Source organism: Enterobacter sp. DC4, assembly GCF_000568095.1.
Taxonomy (GTDB): domain Bacteria; phylum Pseudomonadota; class Gammaproteobacteria; order Enterobacterales; family Enterobacteriaceae; genus Enterobacter; species Enterobacter pseudoroggenkampii.
Map to the genome: position 1 here is coordinate 123143 of NZ_AZUB01000007.1, position 16019 is coordinate 139161.

The window sequence follows — 16019 nt, forward strand, 5'->3', positions numbered from 1 at the left end:
GCAAGTGCGAAATGACTTACCAGCCTTGTTTTTATTGACGCTCTTTGCGCGAGGTCACTATTTTGCGGTTACAACCTGCATTCCGGAGGGTTCATTCTGCAGTGCGAGACTAAGAACTTCCTCAATTCGCTTCACAGGATGAATCTGCAGATCGGCAATCACGTTGTCCGGAATCTCTTCCAGATCGCGTTTATTTTCGTAAGGGATCAATACGGTTTTGATCCCACCGCGGTGCGCCGCCAGCAGTTTTTCTTTTAAACCACCAATCGGCAGAACCTGACCACGCAGCGTGATTTCACCGGTCATTGCCACATCAGCACGCACCGGGTTCCCTGTCAGACAGGAAACCAGAGCGGTACACATGGCAATACCCGCGCTTGGACCATCTTTCGGCGTCGCCCCTTCAGGTACGTGCACGTGGATGTCGCGTTTTTCGTAGAAATCAGGGTTGATACCCAGTTTCTCCGCACGCGCACGCACCACGGTCAGCGCCGCCTGGATGGACTCCTGCATCACTTCACCCAGCGAGCCGGTGTAGGTCAGTTTGCCTTTACCTGGCACACAGGCGGTTTCGATGGTCAGCAGATCGCCACCCACTTCCGTCCATGCCAGGCCAGTCACCTGACCAACGCGGTTTTCGTTGTCCGCGCGACCGTAGTCGAAGCGCTGGACGCCCAGGTATGCATGCAGATTGTCGCCGTTAATCACAATGTGTTTCAGGCTCTTATCCAGCAGCAGCTGTTTCACCGCCTTACGGCACAGTTTAGAGATTTCACGCTCAAGGCTACGCACGCCCGCTTCACGGGTGTAGTAGCGAATGATCCCGATAATCGCGCTGTCCTCGACGGTCAGCTCGTTGGCTTTCAGCGCGTTACGCTCGATCTGTTTCGGCAGCAGGTGCTGCTTAGCAATGTTCAGCTTCTCATCTTCGGTATAACCGGAGAGACGGATCACTTCCATACGGTCCAGCAGCGGGGCCGGAATGTTCATGGAGTTGGAGGTCGCCACGAACATCACATCGCTCAGGTCGTAGTCCACTTCCAGGTAGTGATCGCTGAACGCCACGTTCTGTTCTGGATCAAGCACTTCCAGCAGTGCAGACGCAGGGTCGCCACGCATGTCCGACGACATCTTATCGATCTCATCGAGCAGGAACAGCGGGTTTTTAACCCCCACTTTCGCCATCTTCTGGATCAGTTTACCCGGCATAGAACCGATGTAGGTACGGCGGTGACCGCGGATTTCCGCTTCATCGCGTACGCCACCCAGCGCCATACGGATATACTTACGTCCGGTCGCTTTGGCAATGGACTGACCCAGAGAGGTTTTACCCACCCCCGGCGGTCCGACCAGGCACAGAATTGGGCCTTTGATTTTGTTTACACGGCTCTGTACCGCGAGGTACTCAAGAATGCGGTCTTTCACGCGTTCCAGGCCGTAGTGGTCGGTATCCAGGATTTCCTGCGCCTGACGCAGGTCTTTTTTGACCTTGCTGCGGGCGTTCCACGGAACCTGCACCATCCACTCAATGTAGCCGCGTACAACGGTCGCTTCAGCCGACATTGGAGACATCATTTTCAGCTTCTGCAGTTCTGCTTCGGCTTTCTCTTTCGCCTCTTTCGGCATCTTCGCCGCGTCGATCTTACGCTTCAGCGCTTCGTTTTCGTCCGGCGCGTCGTCCATCTCGCCCAGCTCTTTCTGAATGGCCTTCATTTGCTCATTCAGATAGTACTCACGCTGAGATTTCTCCATCTGCTTTTTCACGCGGTTGCGAATACGCTTCTCAACCTGCAGCAGATCGATTTCGGACTCCATCATCGCCATCAGGTATTCCAGACGTTCGTTAACGTCGGACATTTCCAGCACGGACTGTTTGTCAGCCAGCTTCAGCGGCATATGGGCAGCGATGGTGTCCGCCAGACGCGCAGGATCGTCGATGCTGTTCAGCGACGTCAGCACTTCTGGTGGGATTTTCTTGTTCAGCTTGATATAGCCTTCAAACTGGCTAATCGCGGTGCGCACCAGCACTTCCTGCTCGCGCTCATCAAGCTCAGGCGAATCAAGGTACTCTGCCTTCGCAGAGAAGTGCTCGCCATCGTCTGACAGAGTGGTAATACGCGCACGCTGCAGCCCTTCTACCAGCACCTTCACGGTGCCGTCAGGCAGCTTCAGCATCTGCAAAATAGAGGCCACGGTCCCGACGGTGAAAAGATCGTTTACACCCGGCTCATCCGTTGATGCTTCTTTCTGCGCCACCAGCATGATTTTTTTATCATGATCCATAGCGGCTTCGAGGCAACGGATAGATTTTTCCCGCCCTACAAATAAGGGTATGACCATGTGCGGATAAACCACCACATCGCGCAACGGCAATACGGGGATTTCAATGCGTTCAGAACGCTCAGGATTCATAGAGCTCTCTCTTAGTTAGTGTCCGCCAGGTAAGCTGGTCATGTCACTGTGCTTCACATAACCATTAACATGTATCCAGTATATGGGGATGTTTCCCACACATTCAACGCTATGAATACGGAAAAAGTAAAGGGGAGATAAAATCCCCCCTTTTTGATTAACTGCTTGTATGATTTGGTGAATTATTCGCCAGATGCCTGCTGTGCTTCCGGTTTGCCGTAAATCAGCAGCGGCTTGGTTTGACCGCTGATGACGGACTCGTCAATCACCACTTTCTCAACGTCTTCCATCGATGGCAGATCGTACATGGTGTCGAGCAGTGCCGCTTCAACGATAGAACGCAGGCCACGGGCACCGGTTTTACGGATCATCGCTTTCTTGGCAATGGCATCCAGCGCTTCGTCGCGGAATTCCAGGTCAACGCCTTCCAGATTGAACAGCGCCTGATACTGCTTGGTCAGCGCATTTTTTGGCTCTTTCAGGATCTGGATCAGCGCATCTTCACTCAGCTCATTCAGCGTTGCCACAACCGGCAGACGGCCGATGAATTCAGGGATCAGACCGAATTTGATCAGATCTTCTGGTTCAACCTGAGACAGCAGTTCACCTTCGTTTGGTTTTTCGGACGTCGATTTCACCGTTGCGCCAAAACCAATGCCGGAGCCGGTTTCAACACGGTGGGAGATGACTTTATCCAGACCAGCGAACGCACCACCACAGATGAACAGGATCTTGGAGGTATCAACCTGCAGGAACTCCTGCTGAGGATGTTTACGACCACCCTGTGGCGGAACAGCGGCAACCGTACCTTCGATCAGCTTCAGCAGTGCCTGCTGTACGCCTTCACCCGATACGTCACGGGTAATGGACGGGTTGTCTGATTTACGGGAGATCTTGTCGATCTCATCGATGTAAACAATCCCGCGCTGGGCTTTCTGTACGTCGTAATCGCATTTCTGCAGCAGTTTCTGGATGATGTTCTCAACATCCTCACCCACATAACCGGCCTCGGTCAGGGTGGTGGCATCCGCCATCGTGAACGGAACATCAAGCAGACGCGCCAGGGTTTCAGCCAGCAGCGTTTTACCGGAACCGGTTGGGCCGATCAGCAGAATGTTACTTTTACCCAGTTCTACGCCATTGCTGGTGTCGCCGTTACGCAGACGTTTGTAGTGGTTATAGACCGCTACCGCCAGCACTTTCTTGGCCTGCTCCTGTCCGATGACGTAGTCGTCAAGGTGATGACGAATTTCATGCGGCGTTGGCAGCGCGCTGCGCTCACGGTGCGGTGCGACTTCTTTAATCTCTTCGCGAATGATGTCGTTACATAAATCGACACATTCGTCGCAGATATACACGGACGGCCCGGCAATCAGTTTACGCACTTCATGCTGGCTTTTGCCGCAAAAAGAGCAGTACAGCAGTTTGCCCGAACCATCTTTGCGTTTATCTGTCATGAGTCCAAACCTCTTTTTAAGTTCTTTGTGCCGCACATGACGACGCAAATGCCAATCTAAGACGCAAGCTGCAATAAGCAGCGTGCCGCCCTACCTTAGTATAGCGGCACACTCGCGTCGCGGGCATCAATTACGATGGGTCAACACGGAGTCGACTAAGCCGTACTCAACTGCCTCTGGTGCAGAGAGGAAGCGATCGCGCTCGGTATCGCGCTCGATCTGCTCGAGTGGTTGACCCGTATGCTGCGCCATAAGTTCATTCATGCGCGCTTTTACTTTCAGAATTTCGCGGGCGTGGATTTCGATATCCGTCGCCTGCCCCTGGTAACCGCCCAGCGGCTGGTGAATCATCACGCGGGAATTTGGCAAGCAGAAACGCTTCCCTTTCGCCCCTGCTGTTAACAGGAACGCGCCCATAGATGCAGCCTGACCCATACAGATAGTGCTGACATCTGGCTTGATGAATTGCATGGTGTCATAAATGGACATCCCCGCTGTAATCACGCCCCCCGGGGAGTTGATGTACAGGTAAATGTCTTTTTCCGGGTTTTCCGCTTCCAGAAACAGCATCTGCGCCACGATCAGGTTAGCCATGTGGTCTTCCACCTGGCCGGTCAGAAAGATAACGCGTTCCTTGAGCAGACGGGAATAGATATCAAAAGATCGCTCACCACGTGAGGTCTGTTCAATAACCATTGGCACCAGAGCCATATGGGGTGCAAAGTTATCTCGTTCGCCACTGTATGACATTTCCGTCTCCTGGATCTAAATTGAAAACACCTGCTGTACTGATTGTAACCTTATGGACGGATTATCAGCCAGTCTCATTCATCGTGATTACGTACTTATGGGGTTCACAGTGCCCTATTTCAAGCATAACAACCTTTTGTTGTTACGCTAACACTGAAAGGGCGTTTTAGCACTCTTCCTGGGCTATTGGTGTGATAAAAAAAACCCGTCACCAAAAGGCAACGGGTTTTTGTTCAAACTTTAAACCGTTGGGGCGAAATTACGCCTGCTGGTTCATCAGTTCGTTGAAAGAGGTCGCTTTTTCGGACACTTTCGCTTTCGCCAGTACTGCTTCAACAGCCTGCTCTTCCAGGGCGACGTTGCGCATGTTGTCCATCAGCTCTTTGTTCTTACCGTAGAACTCGATCACTTCTGATGGATCTTCGTATGCAGAAGCCATCTCTTCGATCAGGCCTTTCACACGCTCTTCGTCAGCTTTCAGCTCGTGGGTACGAATCACTTCACCCAGCAGCAGGCCAACAACTACGCGGCGTTTCGCTTGCTCTTCGAACAGCTCGCGTGGCAGTTCCATCGCTTGCTGCTGGTTGCCACCGAAACGCTGTGCAGCCTGACGGCGCAGAACGTCGATTTCGCTGTCGATCAGGGCAGCTGGAACGTCGATGTCGTTGGCTTTCACCAGACCTTCGATCGCCTGAGATTTCACACGGTTACGCACCGCGCCGTTCAGTTCGCGTTCCATGTTCTTACGCACTTCGGTACGCAGACCCGCTACGGAACCATCTTCCACGCCGAAACGCTTGATGAATTCTTCAGTCAGTTCTGGCAGTTCGCGCTCTTCAACTTTCTTCAGGTTGATAGCGAACTTCGCTGCTTTCCCTTTCAGGTTTTCAGCGTGGTATTCTTCCGGGAAGGTCACGTCGATGGTGAACTCTTCGCCAGCCTTGTGGCCTTTGATACCGTCTTCGAAGCCTGGGATCATACGACCCTGGCCCATTGCCAGTACGAAGTCAGACGCTTTACCGCCTTCGAATTCTTCGCCGTCTACAGAACCGGTGAAGTCGATGGTGACACGGTCTTCAGCGTCAACAGCGCCTTCTTTCTCTTTCCAGTTCGCCTGCTGCTTGCGCAGGGTATCCAGCATGCCGTCAACGTCTTCGTCAGTCACGGAAACAACTGGTTTTTCAACTTCGATAGATTCCAGACCTTTCAGCTCAACTTCCGGGTACACTTCGAACTCTACGGAGTAGGTGAAGTCTTCGCCCAGTTTGTATTCGCCTGGAACGTAGTTCGGCGCGCCGGCCGGATTGATTTTTTCTTTGATGATCGCATCAATAAAGTTACGGCTCATCAGTTCACCCAGCACATCCTGACGCACGGAAGCGCCATAACGCTGAGCAACAACATTCATTGGTACTTTGCCCTTGCGGAAGCCGTCAATACGTACTTTTTTTGCTACGTTGACCAGCTCGCTTTTCACAGCAGTTTCGATGCTGTCAGCAGCGATAGTAATCGTTACACGGCGGCCAAGGCCTTGAGTGGTTTCAACTGAAACTTGCATCTTGTTACCTCAAAAAAATCACAGTGCTCGGTCAACTCTGAATCTGTCTGTTATACCGGGATGCTCTCTTAGTGCAGATTCACATTCCCTGTCGCCAGAATCATCCCGAAGACATTCAATAAGACGCGGCATTATAGCGGCATCACTTAGGTGAGTCGAGAACGGTTGGGGCATGTTGCTGCGGCTTTTTTCACACTTTAAGGCTATTTTTAGCCTTAAAATCGCACCATCCGCTCAAAACTCAGACAAAACAAAACGGCCCGTGGGCCGTTTTGAGGAAATCTGTAAGCAACATACTGGAAAAGCTCCAGCCGTTGCAAATCCGATTTATCAGGCGATTGTGCCTGCTCCGCGACAGGGCGGTGATGCAAAAACCGTATCCTGCAAGCCTTCCCATTCCTTAATGGTGTAGGTATGCAGTGCCAGCGCATGTACGGTCGTGGAGAGTTCTTCCGTCAAGGTGCTGTAGATCAAGCGATGCCGATTCAGGAAACGTTCTCCCGTGAAGCGATCGCTAACCAGAACCACTTTGAAGTGGCTTTCAGAACCTGCCGGCACGTTATGACGATAGCTTTCGTCGACGACTTCGAGGAACACAGGGTTGAACGCCGCCCTTAATTTATCTTCTATATGCTCACGTATCATCATGAAATTACTCCTCCGACAACGCCAGGATGTCACCCATCCCTTTAAATGTTAGCCGCTTTTACCGTTTCCATTACACCTTGACAACAAATATTTAGCTTTCGTCTGATTTTCTCATTCAAACGAATGAAGTTCACTGTGAGACTCATACGTTTTGTCATACACGGATTGGGAAAAACGGTGAACTGGTCAGTTTTCGGACAAGGCGATGAATTTACATGCGTTGACCACTTCCCCTCGCCGTTGGCGATGTTATGATGGCGGCAATTTTTCTCTTTATATGCTTACGATTCGTTGAGAACCCGAAAATGTTAAAAAAACTCTTCTTTCCGTTGGTAGCCCTTTTTATGCTGGCAGGCTGCGCTACCCCGCCTACCACTATTGATGTCTCACCAAAAATCACCCTGCCTCAGCAGGACCCAAGCCTGATGGGCGTCACCGTGAGCATTAACGGTGCCGATCAGCGTCAGGATCAGGCGCTGGCAAAAGTGACCCGCGATAACCAGCAGGTTACCCTCACCGCGTCCCGCGACCTGCGCTTCCTGCTCCAGGAAGTGCTGGAGAAACAGATGACCGCTCGCGGCTACATGATTGGCCCAAGCGGCGCGGTTGATCTGCAGATCATCGTGAACAACCTGTATGCTGACGTGTCTCAGGGCAACGTGCGCTACAACATCGCGACCAAAGCGGATATCGCCATCATTGCCACCGCGAAGAATGGCAATAAGATGACCAAAAACTACCGCGCCAGCTACTCTGTTGAAGGTGCGTTCCAGGCCTCCAACCAGAACATTGCTAACGCCGTTAATAGCGTGCTGACCGACACCATCGCCGATATGGCGCAGGACACCAGCATTCACGACTTCATCAAGCAGAACGCGCGTTAATCCCGCTCGCTGACCCGGTGTATCACCGGGTCAGTTTTATAAGAACATGTCCAGCCATTACTTGCGCATTTTCCAGCAACCGAAATCAGCGATTCTGCTGATCCTCGGCTTTGCCTCGGGTTTACCCCTCGCACTCACTTCCGGCACGCTTCAGGCGTGGATGACGGTCGAGAACATCGATCTGAAAACCATTGGTTTCTTCTCGCTTGTGGGCCAGGCCTACGTCTTTAAGTTCCTGTGGTCTCCGGTCATGGATCGCTACACGCCGCCTTTCCTCGGGCGTCGTCGCGGCTGGCTGGTGATGACGCAAATCCTACTGCTGCTGGCCATTGCGGCGATGGGTTTTCTTGAACCCACCACGCAGCTTCGCTGGATGGCGGCGCTTGCGGTGGTGATAGCCTTCTGTTCCGCCTCTCAGGATATCGTGTTCGACGCCTGGAAGACGGACGTGTTACCTGCGGAAGAGCGCGGCGCCGGTGCGGCAATCAGCGTGCTGGGCTATCGCCTCGGGATGCTGGTCTCCGGTGGGCTGGCGCTGTGGCTTGCCGACCGTTACCTCGGCTGGCAGGGCATGTACTGGCTGATGGCCGCCCTGCTGATCCCCTGCATTATCGCGACCTTATTGGCGCCCGAACCGAGTGACGTTATCCCGGTTCCCCGCTCGCTGGAGCAGGCCGTCGCCGAACCGCTTCGAGACTTCTTTGGCCGCAACAACGCCTGGCTGATCCTGTTGCTCATCGTCCTTTATAAGCTGGGCGATGCCTTTGCCATGAGCCTGACCACCACCTTCCTGATCCGCGGTGTCGGTTTTGACGCCGGTGAAGTGGGTGTGGTGAATAAAACGCTGGGGCTGTTTGCGACCATTGTCGGGGCATTATACGGTGGCGTGCTGATGCAGCGCCTGACGCTGTTCCGCGCGCTGCTGATTTTCGGCATCCTTCAGGGCGCCTCTAACGCAGGCTACTGGCTGCTGTCGATTACCGATAAACATACTATCAGCATGGCCGCGGCGGTGTTCTTCGAAAACCTCTGCGGCGGTATGGGCACAGCGGCGTTTGTCGCCCTGCTGATGACCCTGTGCAACAAGTCATTTTCCGCCACGCAGTTCGCTCTGCTCTCGGCGCTCTCTGCCGTAGGCCGCGTATACGTTGGCCCGATTGCCGGTTGGTTCGTGGAAGCTCACGGTTGGCCAACATTTTATCTCTTTTCGGTCGTGGCTGCCGTGCCGGGGATTTTATTGTTGCTGGTGTGTCGCCAGACGCTGGAATATACCCAGCGGACAGAACACTTTATGCCGCGCACCGAATATCACCGCGCCTACCGTTTTGCGTTACGTCTGTTAATGGTGGGCTGCCTTGCTCTGGCACTGTGGCTGGTGGTACTCATTATTAATGCCAGCACGTCACTGGCACTCCCCTTCGAAGCCCTGCTGCTGGACGCAGGCGCCCTGCTGGCTATCGCCGGGATCCTGACCGGGGGCCTGCTCGATTTCATGGCCTTGCGTAAAACGCAGATGACCTGAAGAAAAATGCGAAAGGTTATTTCCCGTTGTAATCACTAACCGAAATTATAACGGCGAAATAGCCATCAACCGCAAAAAAAAATATTTGTTGTTTTGTGCGGGATAGGATTTGGAAATTATTGGCTCCCATTCCAAAACGCTATTTTTCATTAAACGATTCAGCATGCGAGAGTTTGATTTTTCGTTTTTTAGATGTCTTTTTATTGATAATTAATTGTTAATTTTTTGTTTATTTTCAACAATGGTTATACCAATTGCCCCTTTTAGGGTATGCTTGGGGGTCCTTTCGTTATAAAGCCCATGCCATGCGGCTTCGGTCATAAAAACCGACATAATTTGCAACACTTGTGACACGTGCGGCAGAACCCGGTAACACCTTCCTGACACAGGCCTAATGATGTTTACAGTAATGTAACCTTCCCGTAAAATGCCCGCACACTTTAAACGCCACCAGACTCCGTGGAATTGAGGTCGTTAAATGAGACTCGGGAAATACAATAAAAGTTTGGGATGGTTGTCATTATTCGCGGGCACTGTATTACTCAGTGGCTGCGATTCTGCACTACTAGACCCCAAAGGACAGATTGGACTGGAACAACGTTCACTGATATTGACGGCTTTTGGCCTGATGTTGATTGTGGTTATTCCTGCCATTTTGATGGCTGTTGGTTTCGCCTGGAAGTATCGTGCGAGCAATAAAGATGCGAAGTATAGCCCTAACTGGTCACACTCCAATAAAGTGGAAGCTGTGGTCTGGACGGTACCTATTCTGATCATCCTGTTCCTTGCCGTACTGACCTGGAAAACCACTCACGCACTTGAGCCAAGCAAACCGCTGGTTCACGATGAGAAACCTATTACCATTGAAGTGGTCTCCATGGACTGGAAATGGTTCTTCATCTATCCAGAGCAGGGTATTGCTACCGTGAATGAAATCGCCTTCCCGGCGAACACTCCGGTTCAGTTCAAAGTGACCTCCAACTCCGTAATGAACTCCTTCTTCATCCCACGTCTGGGTAGCCAGATTTACGCGATGGCCGGTATGCAGACCAATCTGCACCTGATCGCGAATGAAGCAGGCACCTATGATGGTATCTCCGCCAGCTATAGCGGCCCGGGCTTCTCAGGTATGAAGTTCAAAGCTATTGCGACGCCGGACCGTGCCGCTTTCGACCAGTGGGTTGAAAAAGCGAAGCAGTCTCCAAACACCATGTCTGACATGGCGGCGTTCGAAAAAGTGGCTGCACCTAGCGAATACAACAAGGTGGAGTACTTCTCTAATGTGAAACCAGATTTGTTCAAAGACGTTATTGGCAAATTTATGGATCACGGCAAGAGCATGGACATGACCCAGCCTGAAGGCGAGCACAGCGCGCATGAAGGTATGGAAGGCATGGACATGAGCCACGCGGAAACCGCTCACTAAGGGGCCGAGGAAGAAAATGTTCGGAAAATTGACACTGGATGCAGTGCCCTACCATGAACCGATTATCGTGGTTACGGTGGCTGCAATTATCATTGGTGGCGCGGCCTTACTGGCCCTGATCACTTACTTCGGTAAGTGGAGCTACCTGTGGAACGAGTGGCTGACTTCGGTTGACCACAAAAAACTCGGTATCATGTACTGCATCGTCGGTATCGTCATGTTAATTCGTGGCTTTGCGGATGCGATCATGATGCGTAGCCAGCAGGCACTCGCTTCTGCGGGTGAAGCCGGCTTCCTGCCGCCGCACCACTACGATCAGATCTTTACCGCTCACGGCGTTATCATGATCTTCTTCGTGGCGATGCCGCTGGTTATCGGTCTGATGAACGTTGTCGTTCCGCTGCAAATCGGCGCGCGCGACGTGGCGTTCCCGTTCCTGAACAACCTGAGCTTCTGGTTCACGGTTGTCGGCGTTATTCTGGTTAACCTGTCACTGGGTGTGGGCGAATTCGCGCAGACCGGCTGGCTGGCTTACCCGCCGCTGTCAGGAATTGAGTACAGTCCGGGCGTTGGCGTCGACTACTGGATTTGGGCGCTTCAGCTCTCCGGTGTCGGTACTACCCTGACCGGTATCAACTTCTTCGTGACCATTATCAAGATGCGTGCCCCTGGCATGACCATGTTCAAGATGCCTGTATTTACCTGGGCATCTCTGTGCGCCAACATCCTGATTATTGCATCCTTCCCAATTCTGACCGTCACCATCGCGCTGCTGACCCTGGACCGCTACCTGGGCACCCATTTCTTCACGAATGATATGGGTGGCAACATGATGATGTACATCAACCTGATTTGGGCCTGGGGTCACCCGGAAGTGTACATTCTGGTTCTGCCTGTGTTCGGTGTGTTCTCCGAAATTGCGGCAACCTTCTCGCGTAAACGTCTGTTTGGTTACACCTCTCTGGTGTGGGCAACCGTGTGTATTACCGTTCTGTCGTTCATCGTTTGGCTGCACCACTTCTTCACCATGGGTGCGGGCGCGAACGTAAACGCCTTCTTCGGTATCACCACTATGATTATCGCCATCCCTACCGGGGTGAAGATCTTCAACTGGTTGTTCACCATGTACCAGGGTCGTATCGTGTTCCACTCAGCGATGCTGTGGACCATCGGCTTCATCGTGACCTTCTCCGTAGGTGGGATGACCGGTGTACTGCTGGCGGTACCAGGTGCTGACTTCGTTCTGCACAACAGTCTGTTCCTGATTGCGCACTTCCATAACGTTATCATCGGTGGCGTGGTCTTCGGCTGCTTCGCTGGCGTAACCTACTGGTGGCCAAAAGCGTTCGGCTTCACGCTGAACGAAAAATGGGGTAAACGCGCGTTCTGGTTCTGGATCATCGGCTTCTTCGTAGCATTTATGCCGCTGTACGTGCTGGGCTTCATGGGTATGACCCGTCGTCTGAGCCAGCAGATCGATCCGCAGTTCCACCCAATGCTGATGGTTGCAGCGGGCGGTGCCGTGCTGATTGCCTGTGGTATCGCGTCTCAGCTGATTCAGTTCTACGTGTCTATTCGCGACCGCGACCAGAACCGTGACCTGACCGGTGACCCATGGGGTGGCCGTACGCTGGAGTGGGCAACCTCTTCTCCACCGCCTTTCTATAACTTTGCCATCGTGCCGCAGGTTCATGAACGCGACGCATTCTGGGAAATGAAAGAAAAAGGTGAAGCGTACAAGCAACCTGCTCATTACGAAGAGATCCACATGCCGAAAAACAGCGGTGCGGGCATCGTGATTGCCGCCTTCGCAACGGTATTTGGTTTCGCAATGATCTGGCACATCTGGTGGATGGCGATTGTTGGCTTCGCCGGCATCGTAATCAGCTGGATTGTGAAGAGCTTTGACGAGGACGTGGACTACTACGTACCAGTCCGTGAAGTTGAGAAGCTGGAAAATCAGCATTTCGACGAGATTTCTAAAGCGGGGCTGAAAAATGGCAACTGATACTCTGGCGCACTCAACTGCCCACGCGCATGAACATGCGCACCACGATACAGGACCGACCAAAGTCTTCGGTTTCTGGATCTACCTGATGAGCGACTGCATTCTGTTCTGCTGTCTGTTCGCGACCTATGCCGTTCTGGTGAACGGCACGGCGGGCGGCCCGGCAGGCAAGGATATCTTTGAACTGCCGTTCGTTCTGGTTGAAACCGCACTGCTGTTATTCAGCTCCATCACCTACGGCATGGCGGCTATCGCCATGTACAAAAACAACAAGAGCCAGGTTGTGTCCTGGCTGGCGTTGACCTGGTTGTTTGGTGCTGGATTTATCGGGATGGAAATCTATGAATTCCATCACCTGATTCTGGAAGGTTTCGGTCCGGATCGCAGTGGCTTCCTGTCCGCGTTCTTCGCGCTGGTAGGTACCCACGGTCTGCACGTCACCTCTGGTCTGATCTGGATGGCGGTACTGATGTTCCAGGTATCCCGTCGCGGCCTGACCAGCACTAACCGTACCCGTATTATGTGCCTGAGCCTGTTCTGGCACTTCCTGGACGTGGTGTGGATCTGTGTGTTCTCTGTTGTATATCTGATGGGGGCGATGTAATGAGTCATTCAAACGATCATGGCGCTTCCCACGGTAGCGTAAAAACCTACATGACAGGTTTCATCCTGTCGATCATCCTGACGGTGATCCCGTTCTGGATGGTGATGAGCGGTTCTGCGTCTAAGCCGGTTATTCTGGGTGCAATCCTGGTGACCGCGGTGATTCAGATTCTGGTGCATCTGGTTTGCTTCCTGCACATGAACACCAAGTCCGATGAAGGCTGGAATATGACCGCCTTTATCTTTACCGTGATTATCATCGCTATCCTGGTAGTCGGTTCCATCTGGATTATGTGGAACCTCAACTACAACATGATGGTTCACTAAGAGCGGCGAGTATGTTTAAGCAATACCTGCAAGTAACGAAACCAGGCATCATCTTTGGCAACCTGATCTCCGTGATCGGAGGGTTCCTGCTGGCCTCTAAGGGCAGCATTGATTACACCCTCTTTATCTACACGCTGGTCGGTGTGTCACTGGTTGTTGCGTCCGGTTGTGTATTTAACAACTACATCGACATGGATATCGACAAGAAGATGGAAAGGACCAAAAATCGGGTGCTGGTGAAAGGCCTGATCGCCCCTTCCGTCTCGCTGGTGTACGCCACCTTGCTGGGTATTGCTGGCTTTATGCTGCTGTGGTTTGGTGCTAACCCGCTGGCCTGCTGGCTGGGGGTGATGGGGTTCGTGGTGTATGTGGGCGTCTACAGCCTGTATATGAAACGCCACTCCGTCTACGGCACGCTGATTGGTTCTCTCTCCGGCGCTGCGCCGCCGGTGATTGGCTACTGCGCGGTCACGAACGAGTTCGACAGCGGTGCGCTGATCCTGCTGGCTATCTTTAGCCTGTGGCAGATGCCGCACTCTTATGCCATCGCGATTTTCCGCTTTAAGGATTATCAGGCAGCGAACATCCCGGTTCTGCCGGTCGTGAAAGGCATTTCGGTTGCCAAGAACCACATCACGCTGTACATCATCGCCTTTGCCGTGGCAACGCTGATGCTCTCTCTGGGTGGTTACGCTGGATATAAATATCTGGCGGTAGCGGCTGCGGTGAGCGTCTGGTGGCTCGGTATGGCGCTGCGCGGTTACAAAGTGGAAGATGACAAAGTCTGGGCGCGCAAACTGTTTGTGTTCTCGATTGTGGCCATCACCTCGCTGTCCGTGATGATGTCTGTCGATTTCATGGTGCCAGATTCACACAACCTGCTGACTTACGTCTGGTAAGCCACAACAGGTGAATAAAGGGGTGCTTCGGCACCCTTTTTTATTCACGGAATTTATTAATAACGCATGTAATATTTGTTAAATAACCCTTTATTTACCCCGCCCCTTCCCCGCACTACACTATGGCCTGCTTTTGAACTGAGGTGGTAATGAACGATTATAAAATGACGCCAGGCGAGCTTCGCGCGACCTGGGGCTTAGGGACTGTCTTCTCGCTACGGATGCTTGGCATGTTTATGGTCCTGCCTGTTCTGACCACGTACGGTATGGCGCTGCAGGGGGCCAGCGAGGCGCTGATTGGGCTCGCAATCGGCATCTACGGTCTGGCGCAGGCGGTGTTCCAGATCCCGTTTGGCCTGCTCTCTGACCGGGTGGGCCGAAAGCCGCTGATCGTTGGTGGGCTGCTGGTCTTTGTGCTCGGGAGCGTCATTGCCGCCCTCTCCCACTCCATCTGGGGAATTATTCTCGGCCGCGCCCTGCAGGGTTCCGGCGCGATTGCCGCTGCGGTGATGGCGCTGTTGTCAGACTTAACCCGCGAGCAGAACCGCACTAAAGCGATGGCGTTCATCGGCGTGAGTTTTGGCGTGACGTTTGCGATTGCGATGGTGCTGGGCCCCATTATTACGCACACATTGGGTCTGCACGCGCTGTTCTGGATGATTGCCGTGCTGGCGACCATCGGTATTGCCTTAACCCTGTGGGTGGTTCCGGACAGCAAAAACCACGTCCTCAACCGTGAGTCGGGGATGGTAAAAGGCTGCTTCAGCAAAGTGATTGTCGAGCCGCGCCTGCTGAAGCTGAATTTTGGCATTATGTGTTTGCACATCCTGCTGATGTCGACCTTTGTTGCCCTGCCCGGCCAGCTTGCCGCAGCGGGTTTTCCGGCTGCTGAGCACTGGAAAATCTATCTGGTCACGATGCTGATTTCGTTTGTCTCCGTCGTGCCGTTCATCATCTACGCCGAAGTGAAGCGCAAAATGAAGCGCGTCTTCGTGGGCTGCGTGGCGATACTGCTGATTGCAGAAATCGTGCTCTGGGGTGCCGGCCCGCACTTCTGGGAGCTGATTGCCGGCGTGCAGCTGTTCTTCCTGGCCTTTAACCTGATGGAAGCGTTGCTCCCGTCGCTTATCAGCAAAGAGTCCCCCGCCGGGTATAAAGGTACCGCGATGGGCATCTACTCCACCAGCCAGTTTCTCGGCGTGGCAATCGGCGGCTCGCTTGGCGGCTGGGTGGACGGCCTGTTTGATTCACAAACCGTGTTTCTCGCCGGTGCGCTGTTGGCGACAATCTGGCTGCTGGTCGCCAGCACCATGAAAGAGCCGCGCTACGTGAGCAGCCTGCGCGTGGAAATCCCGAATGACGTTGAGATTAACGATGCGCTGAAACAGCGTCTGGAAGCAAAAGTAGGCGTGACAGAAGTGCTGATTGTCCCCGAAGAGCGCAGCGCTTACGTCAAAATAGACAGTAAAATGACCAACCGCTTCGAAGTTGAGCAGGCGCTCAACGCGTGAAAAAAAGCCCGGTT

At 53.0% G+C, this 16019-nt stretch carries 13 protein-coding genes; 8 read left to right on the plus strand and 5 right to left on the minus strand.

Features of this window, described 5'->3' with window-relative positions; genetic code table 11:
• Positions 1 to 57: 57 nt before the first annotated feature.
• The 5 genes from lon to bolA all read right to left on the minus strand — a co-directional run bounded on the left by lon (position 58) and on the right by bolA (position 6825).
• Positions 58 to 2412 (minus strand): endopeptidase La, encoded by a 2355-nt coding sequence (gene lon, locus P349_RS05395; RefSeq protein ID WP_023334706.1) that lies wholly within the window; start codon positions 2410 to 2412, stop codon positions 58 to 60.
• 182 nt (positions 2413 to 2594) lie between these two features.
• A complete protein-coding gene (gene clpX, locus P349_RS05390; protein ID WP_024906819.1) occupies positions 2595 to 3869 on the minus strand; it encodes an ATP-dependent protease ATP-binding subunit ClpX in 1275 nt (424 codons plus the stop codon).
• Between the two features lie 126 nt (positions 3870 to 3995).
• The gene (clpP, locus tag P349_RS05385; protein WP_010428105.1) at positions 3996 to 4619 is read right to left on the minus strand and encodes an ATP-dependent Clp endopeptidase proteolytic subunit ClpP; all 624 of its coding nucleotides are present in this window, start codon (positions 4617 to 4619) and stop codon (positions 3996 to 3998) included.
• A gap of 259 nt (positions 4620 to 4878) precedes the next feature.
• Positions 4879 to 6177, minus strand: a complete 1299-nt coding sequence (tig, locus tag P349_RS05380; RefSeq protein WP_024906818.1) for a trigger factor — start codon at positions 6175 to 6177, stop codon at positions 4879 to 4881.
• A 330-nt stretch (positions 6178 to 6507) separates the two neighbouring features.
• Complete coding sequence (gene bolA, locus P349_RS05375) at positions 6508 to 6825, minus strand: transcriptional regulator BolA (RefSeq protein ID WP_021241655.1); 318 nt, start codon at positions 6823 to 6825, stop codon at positions 6508 to 6510.
• Positions 6826 to 7130: 305 nt separating this feature from the next.
• Here bolA and P349_RS05370 point away from each other — a divergent pair, with 305 nt between their 5' ends.
• The 8 genes from P349_RS05370 (at position 7131) to P349_RS05335 (ending at position 16005) form a co-directional block, all read left to right on the plus strand.
• Entirely contained in the window at positions 7131 to 7709 is a 579-nt protein-coding gene (locus P349_RS05370) for a lipoprotein (RefSeq protein ID WP_023310568.1), read from the plus strand.
• Between the two features lie 46 nt (positions 7710 to 7755).
• Positions 7756 to 9231: a muropeptide MFS transporter AmpG gene (ampG, locus tag P349_RS05365; protein WP_032646163.1), complete on the plus strand. Its 1476-nt coding sequence runs from the start codon at positions 7756 to 7758 to the stop codon at positions 9229 to 9231.
• Positions 9232 to 9709: 478 nt separating this feature from the next.
• Positions 9710 to 10657 carry a cytochrome o ubiquinol oxidase subunit II gene (cyoA, locus tag P349_RS05360; RefSeq protein ID WP_014882770.1) on the plus strand — a complete coding sequence of 316 codons (948 nt, stop codon included), beginning with the start codon at positions 9710 to 9712 and terminating at the stop codon, positions 10655 to 10657.
• A gap of 16 nt (positions 10658 to 10673) precedes the next feature.
• Complete coding sequence (gene cyoB / locus P349_RS05355; RefSeq protein WP_014168864.1) at positions 10674 to 12665, plus strand: cytochrome o ubiquinol oxidase subunit I; 1992 nt, start codon at positions 10674 to 10676, stop codon at positions 12663 to 12665.
• The gene (locus tag P349_RS05350; protein WP_023334703.1) at positions 12655 to 13269 is read left to right on the plus strand and encodes a cytochrome o ubiquinol oxidase subunit III; all 615 of its coding nucleotides are present in this window, start codon (positions 12655 to 12657) and stop codon (positions 13267 to 13269) included. The genes cyoB and P349_RS05350 overlap by 11 nt, the downstream gene beginning before the upstream one ends.
• Positions 13269 to 13595 carry a cytochrome o ubiquinol oxidase subunit IV gene (locus P349_RS05345; RefSeq protein ID WP_006176899.1) on the plus strand — a complete coding sequence of 109 codons (327 nt, stop codon included), beginning with the start codon at positions 13269 to 13271 and terminating at the stop codon, positions 13593 to 13595. The genes P349_RS05350 and P349_RS05345 overlap by 1 nt, the downstream gene beginning before the upstream one ends.
• Positions 13596 to 13606: 11 nt before the next feature.
• On the plus strand, positions 13607 to 14494 hold the full coding sequence (cyoE, locus tag P349_RS05340) for a heme o synthase (RefSeq protein WP_013095848.1): 888 nt from the start codon (positions 13607 to 13609) through the stop codon (positions 14492 to 14494).
• 149 nt (positions 14495 to 14643) lie between these two features.
• A complete protein-coding gene (locus P349_RS05335) occupies positions 14644 to 16005 on the plus strand; it encodes an MFS transporter (RefSeq protein WP_032646162.1) in 1362 nt (453 codons plus the stop codon).
• The last annotated feature ends 14 nt before the right edge of the window (positions 16006 to 16019 follow it).

Bases quoted from the DNA above. Each gene is read 5' to 3' on its own strand.
- P349_RS05350 (WP_023334703.1), top strand. From the start codon at position 12,655: ATGGCAACTGATACTCTGGCGCACTCAACTGCCCACGCGCATGAACAT.
- P349_RS05345 (WP_006176899.1), top strand. From the start codon at position 13,269: ATGAGTCATTCAAACGATCATGGCGCTTCCCACGGTAGCGTAAAAACC.
- cyoE (WP_013095848.1), top strand. From the start codon at position 13,607: ATGTTTAAGCAATACCTGCAAGTAACGAAACCAGGCATCATCTTTGGC.
- cyoA (WP_014882770.1), top strand. From the start codon at position 9,710: ATGAGACTCGGGAAATACAATAAAAGTTTGGGATGGTTGTCATTATTC.
- P349_RS05370 (WP_023310568.1), top strand. From the start codon at position 7,131: ATGTTAAAAAAACTCTTCTTTCCGTTGGTAGCCCTTTTTATGCTGGCA.
- tig (WP_024906818.1), bottom strand. From the start codon at position 6,177: ATGCAAGTTTCAGTTGAAACCACTCAAGGCCTTGGCCGCCGTGTAACG.
- lon (WP_023334706.1), bottom strand. From the start codon at position 2,412: ATGAATCCTGAGCGTTCTGAACGCATTGAAATCCCCGTATTGCCGTTG.
- clpX (WP_024906819.1), bottom strand. From the start codon at position 3,869: ATGACAGATAAACGCAAAGATGGTTCGGGCAAACTGCTGTACTGCTCT.
- ampG (WP_032646163.1), top strand. From the start codon at position 7,756: ATGTCCAGCCATTACTTGCGCATTTTCCAGCAACCGAAATCAGCGATT.
- clpP (WP_010428105.1), bottom strand. From the start codon at position 4,619: ATGTCATACAGTGGCGAACGAGATAACTTTGCACCCCATATGGCTCTG.
- cyoB (WP_014168864.1), top strand. From the start codon at position 10,674: ATGTTCGGAAAATTGACACTGGATGCAGTGCCCTACCATGAACCGATT.
- bolA (WP_021241655.1), bottom strand. From the start codon at position 6,825: ATGATGATACGTGAGCATATAGAAGATAAATTAAGGGCGGCGTTCAAC.
- P349_RS05335 (WP_032646162.1), top strand. From the start codon at position 14,644: ATGAACGATTATAAAATGACGCCAGGCGAGCTTCGCGCGACCTGGGGC.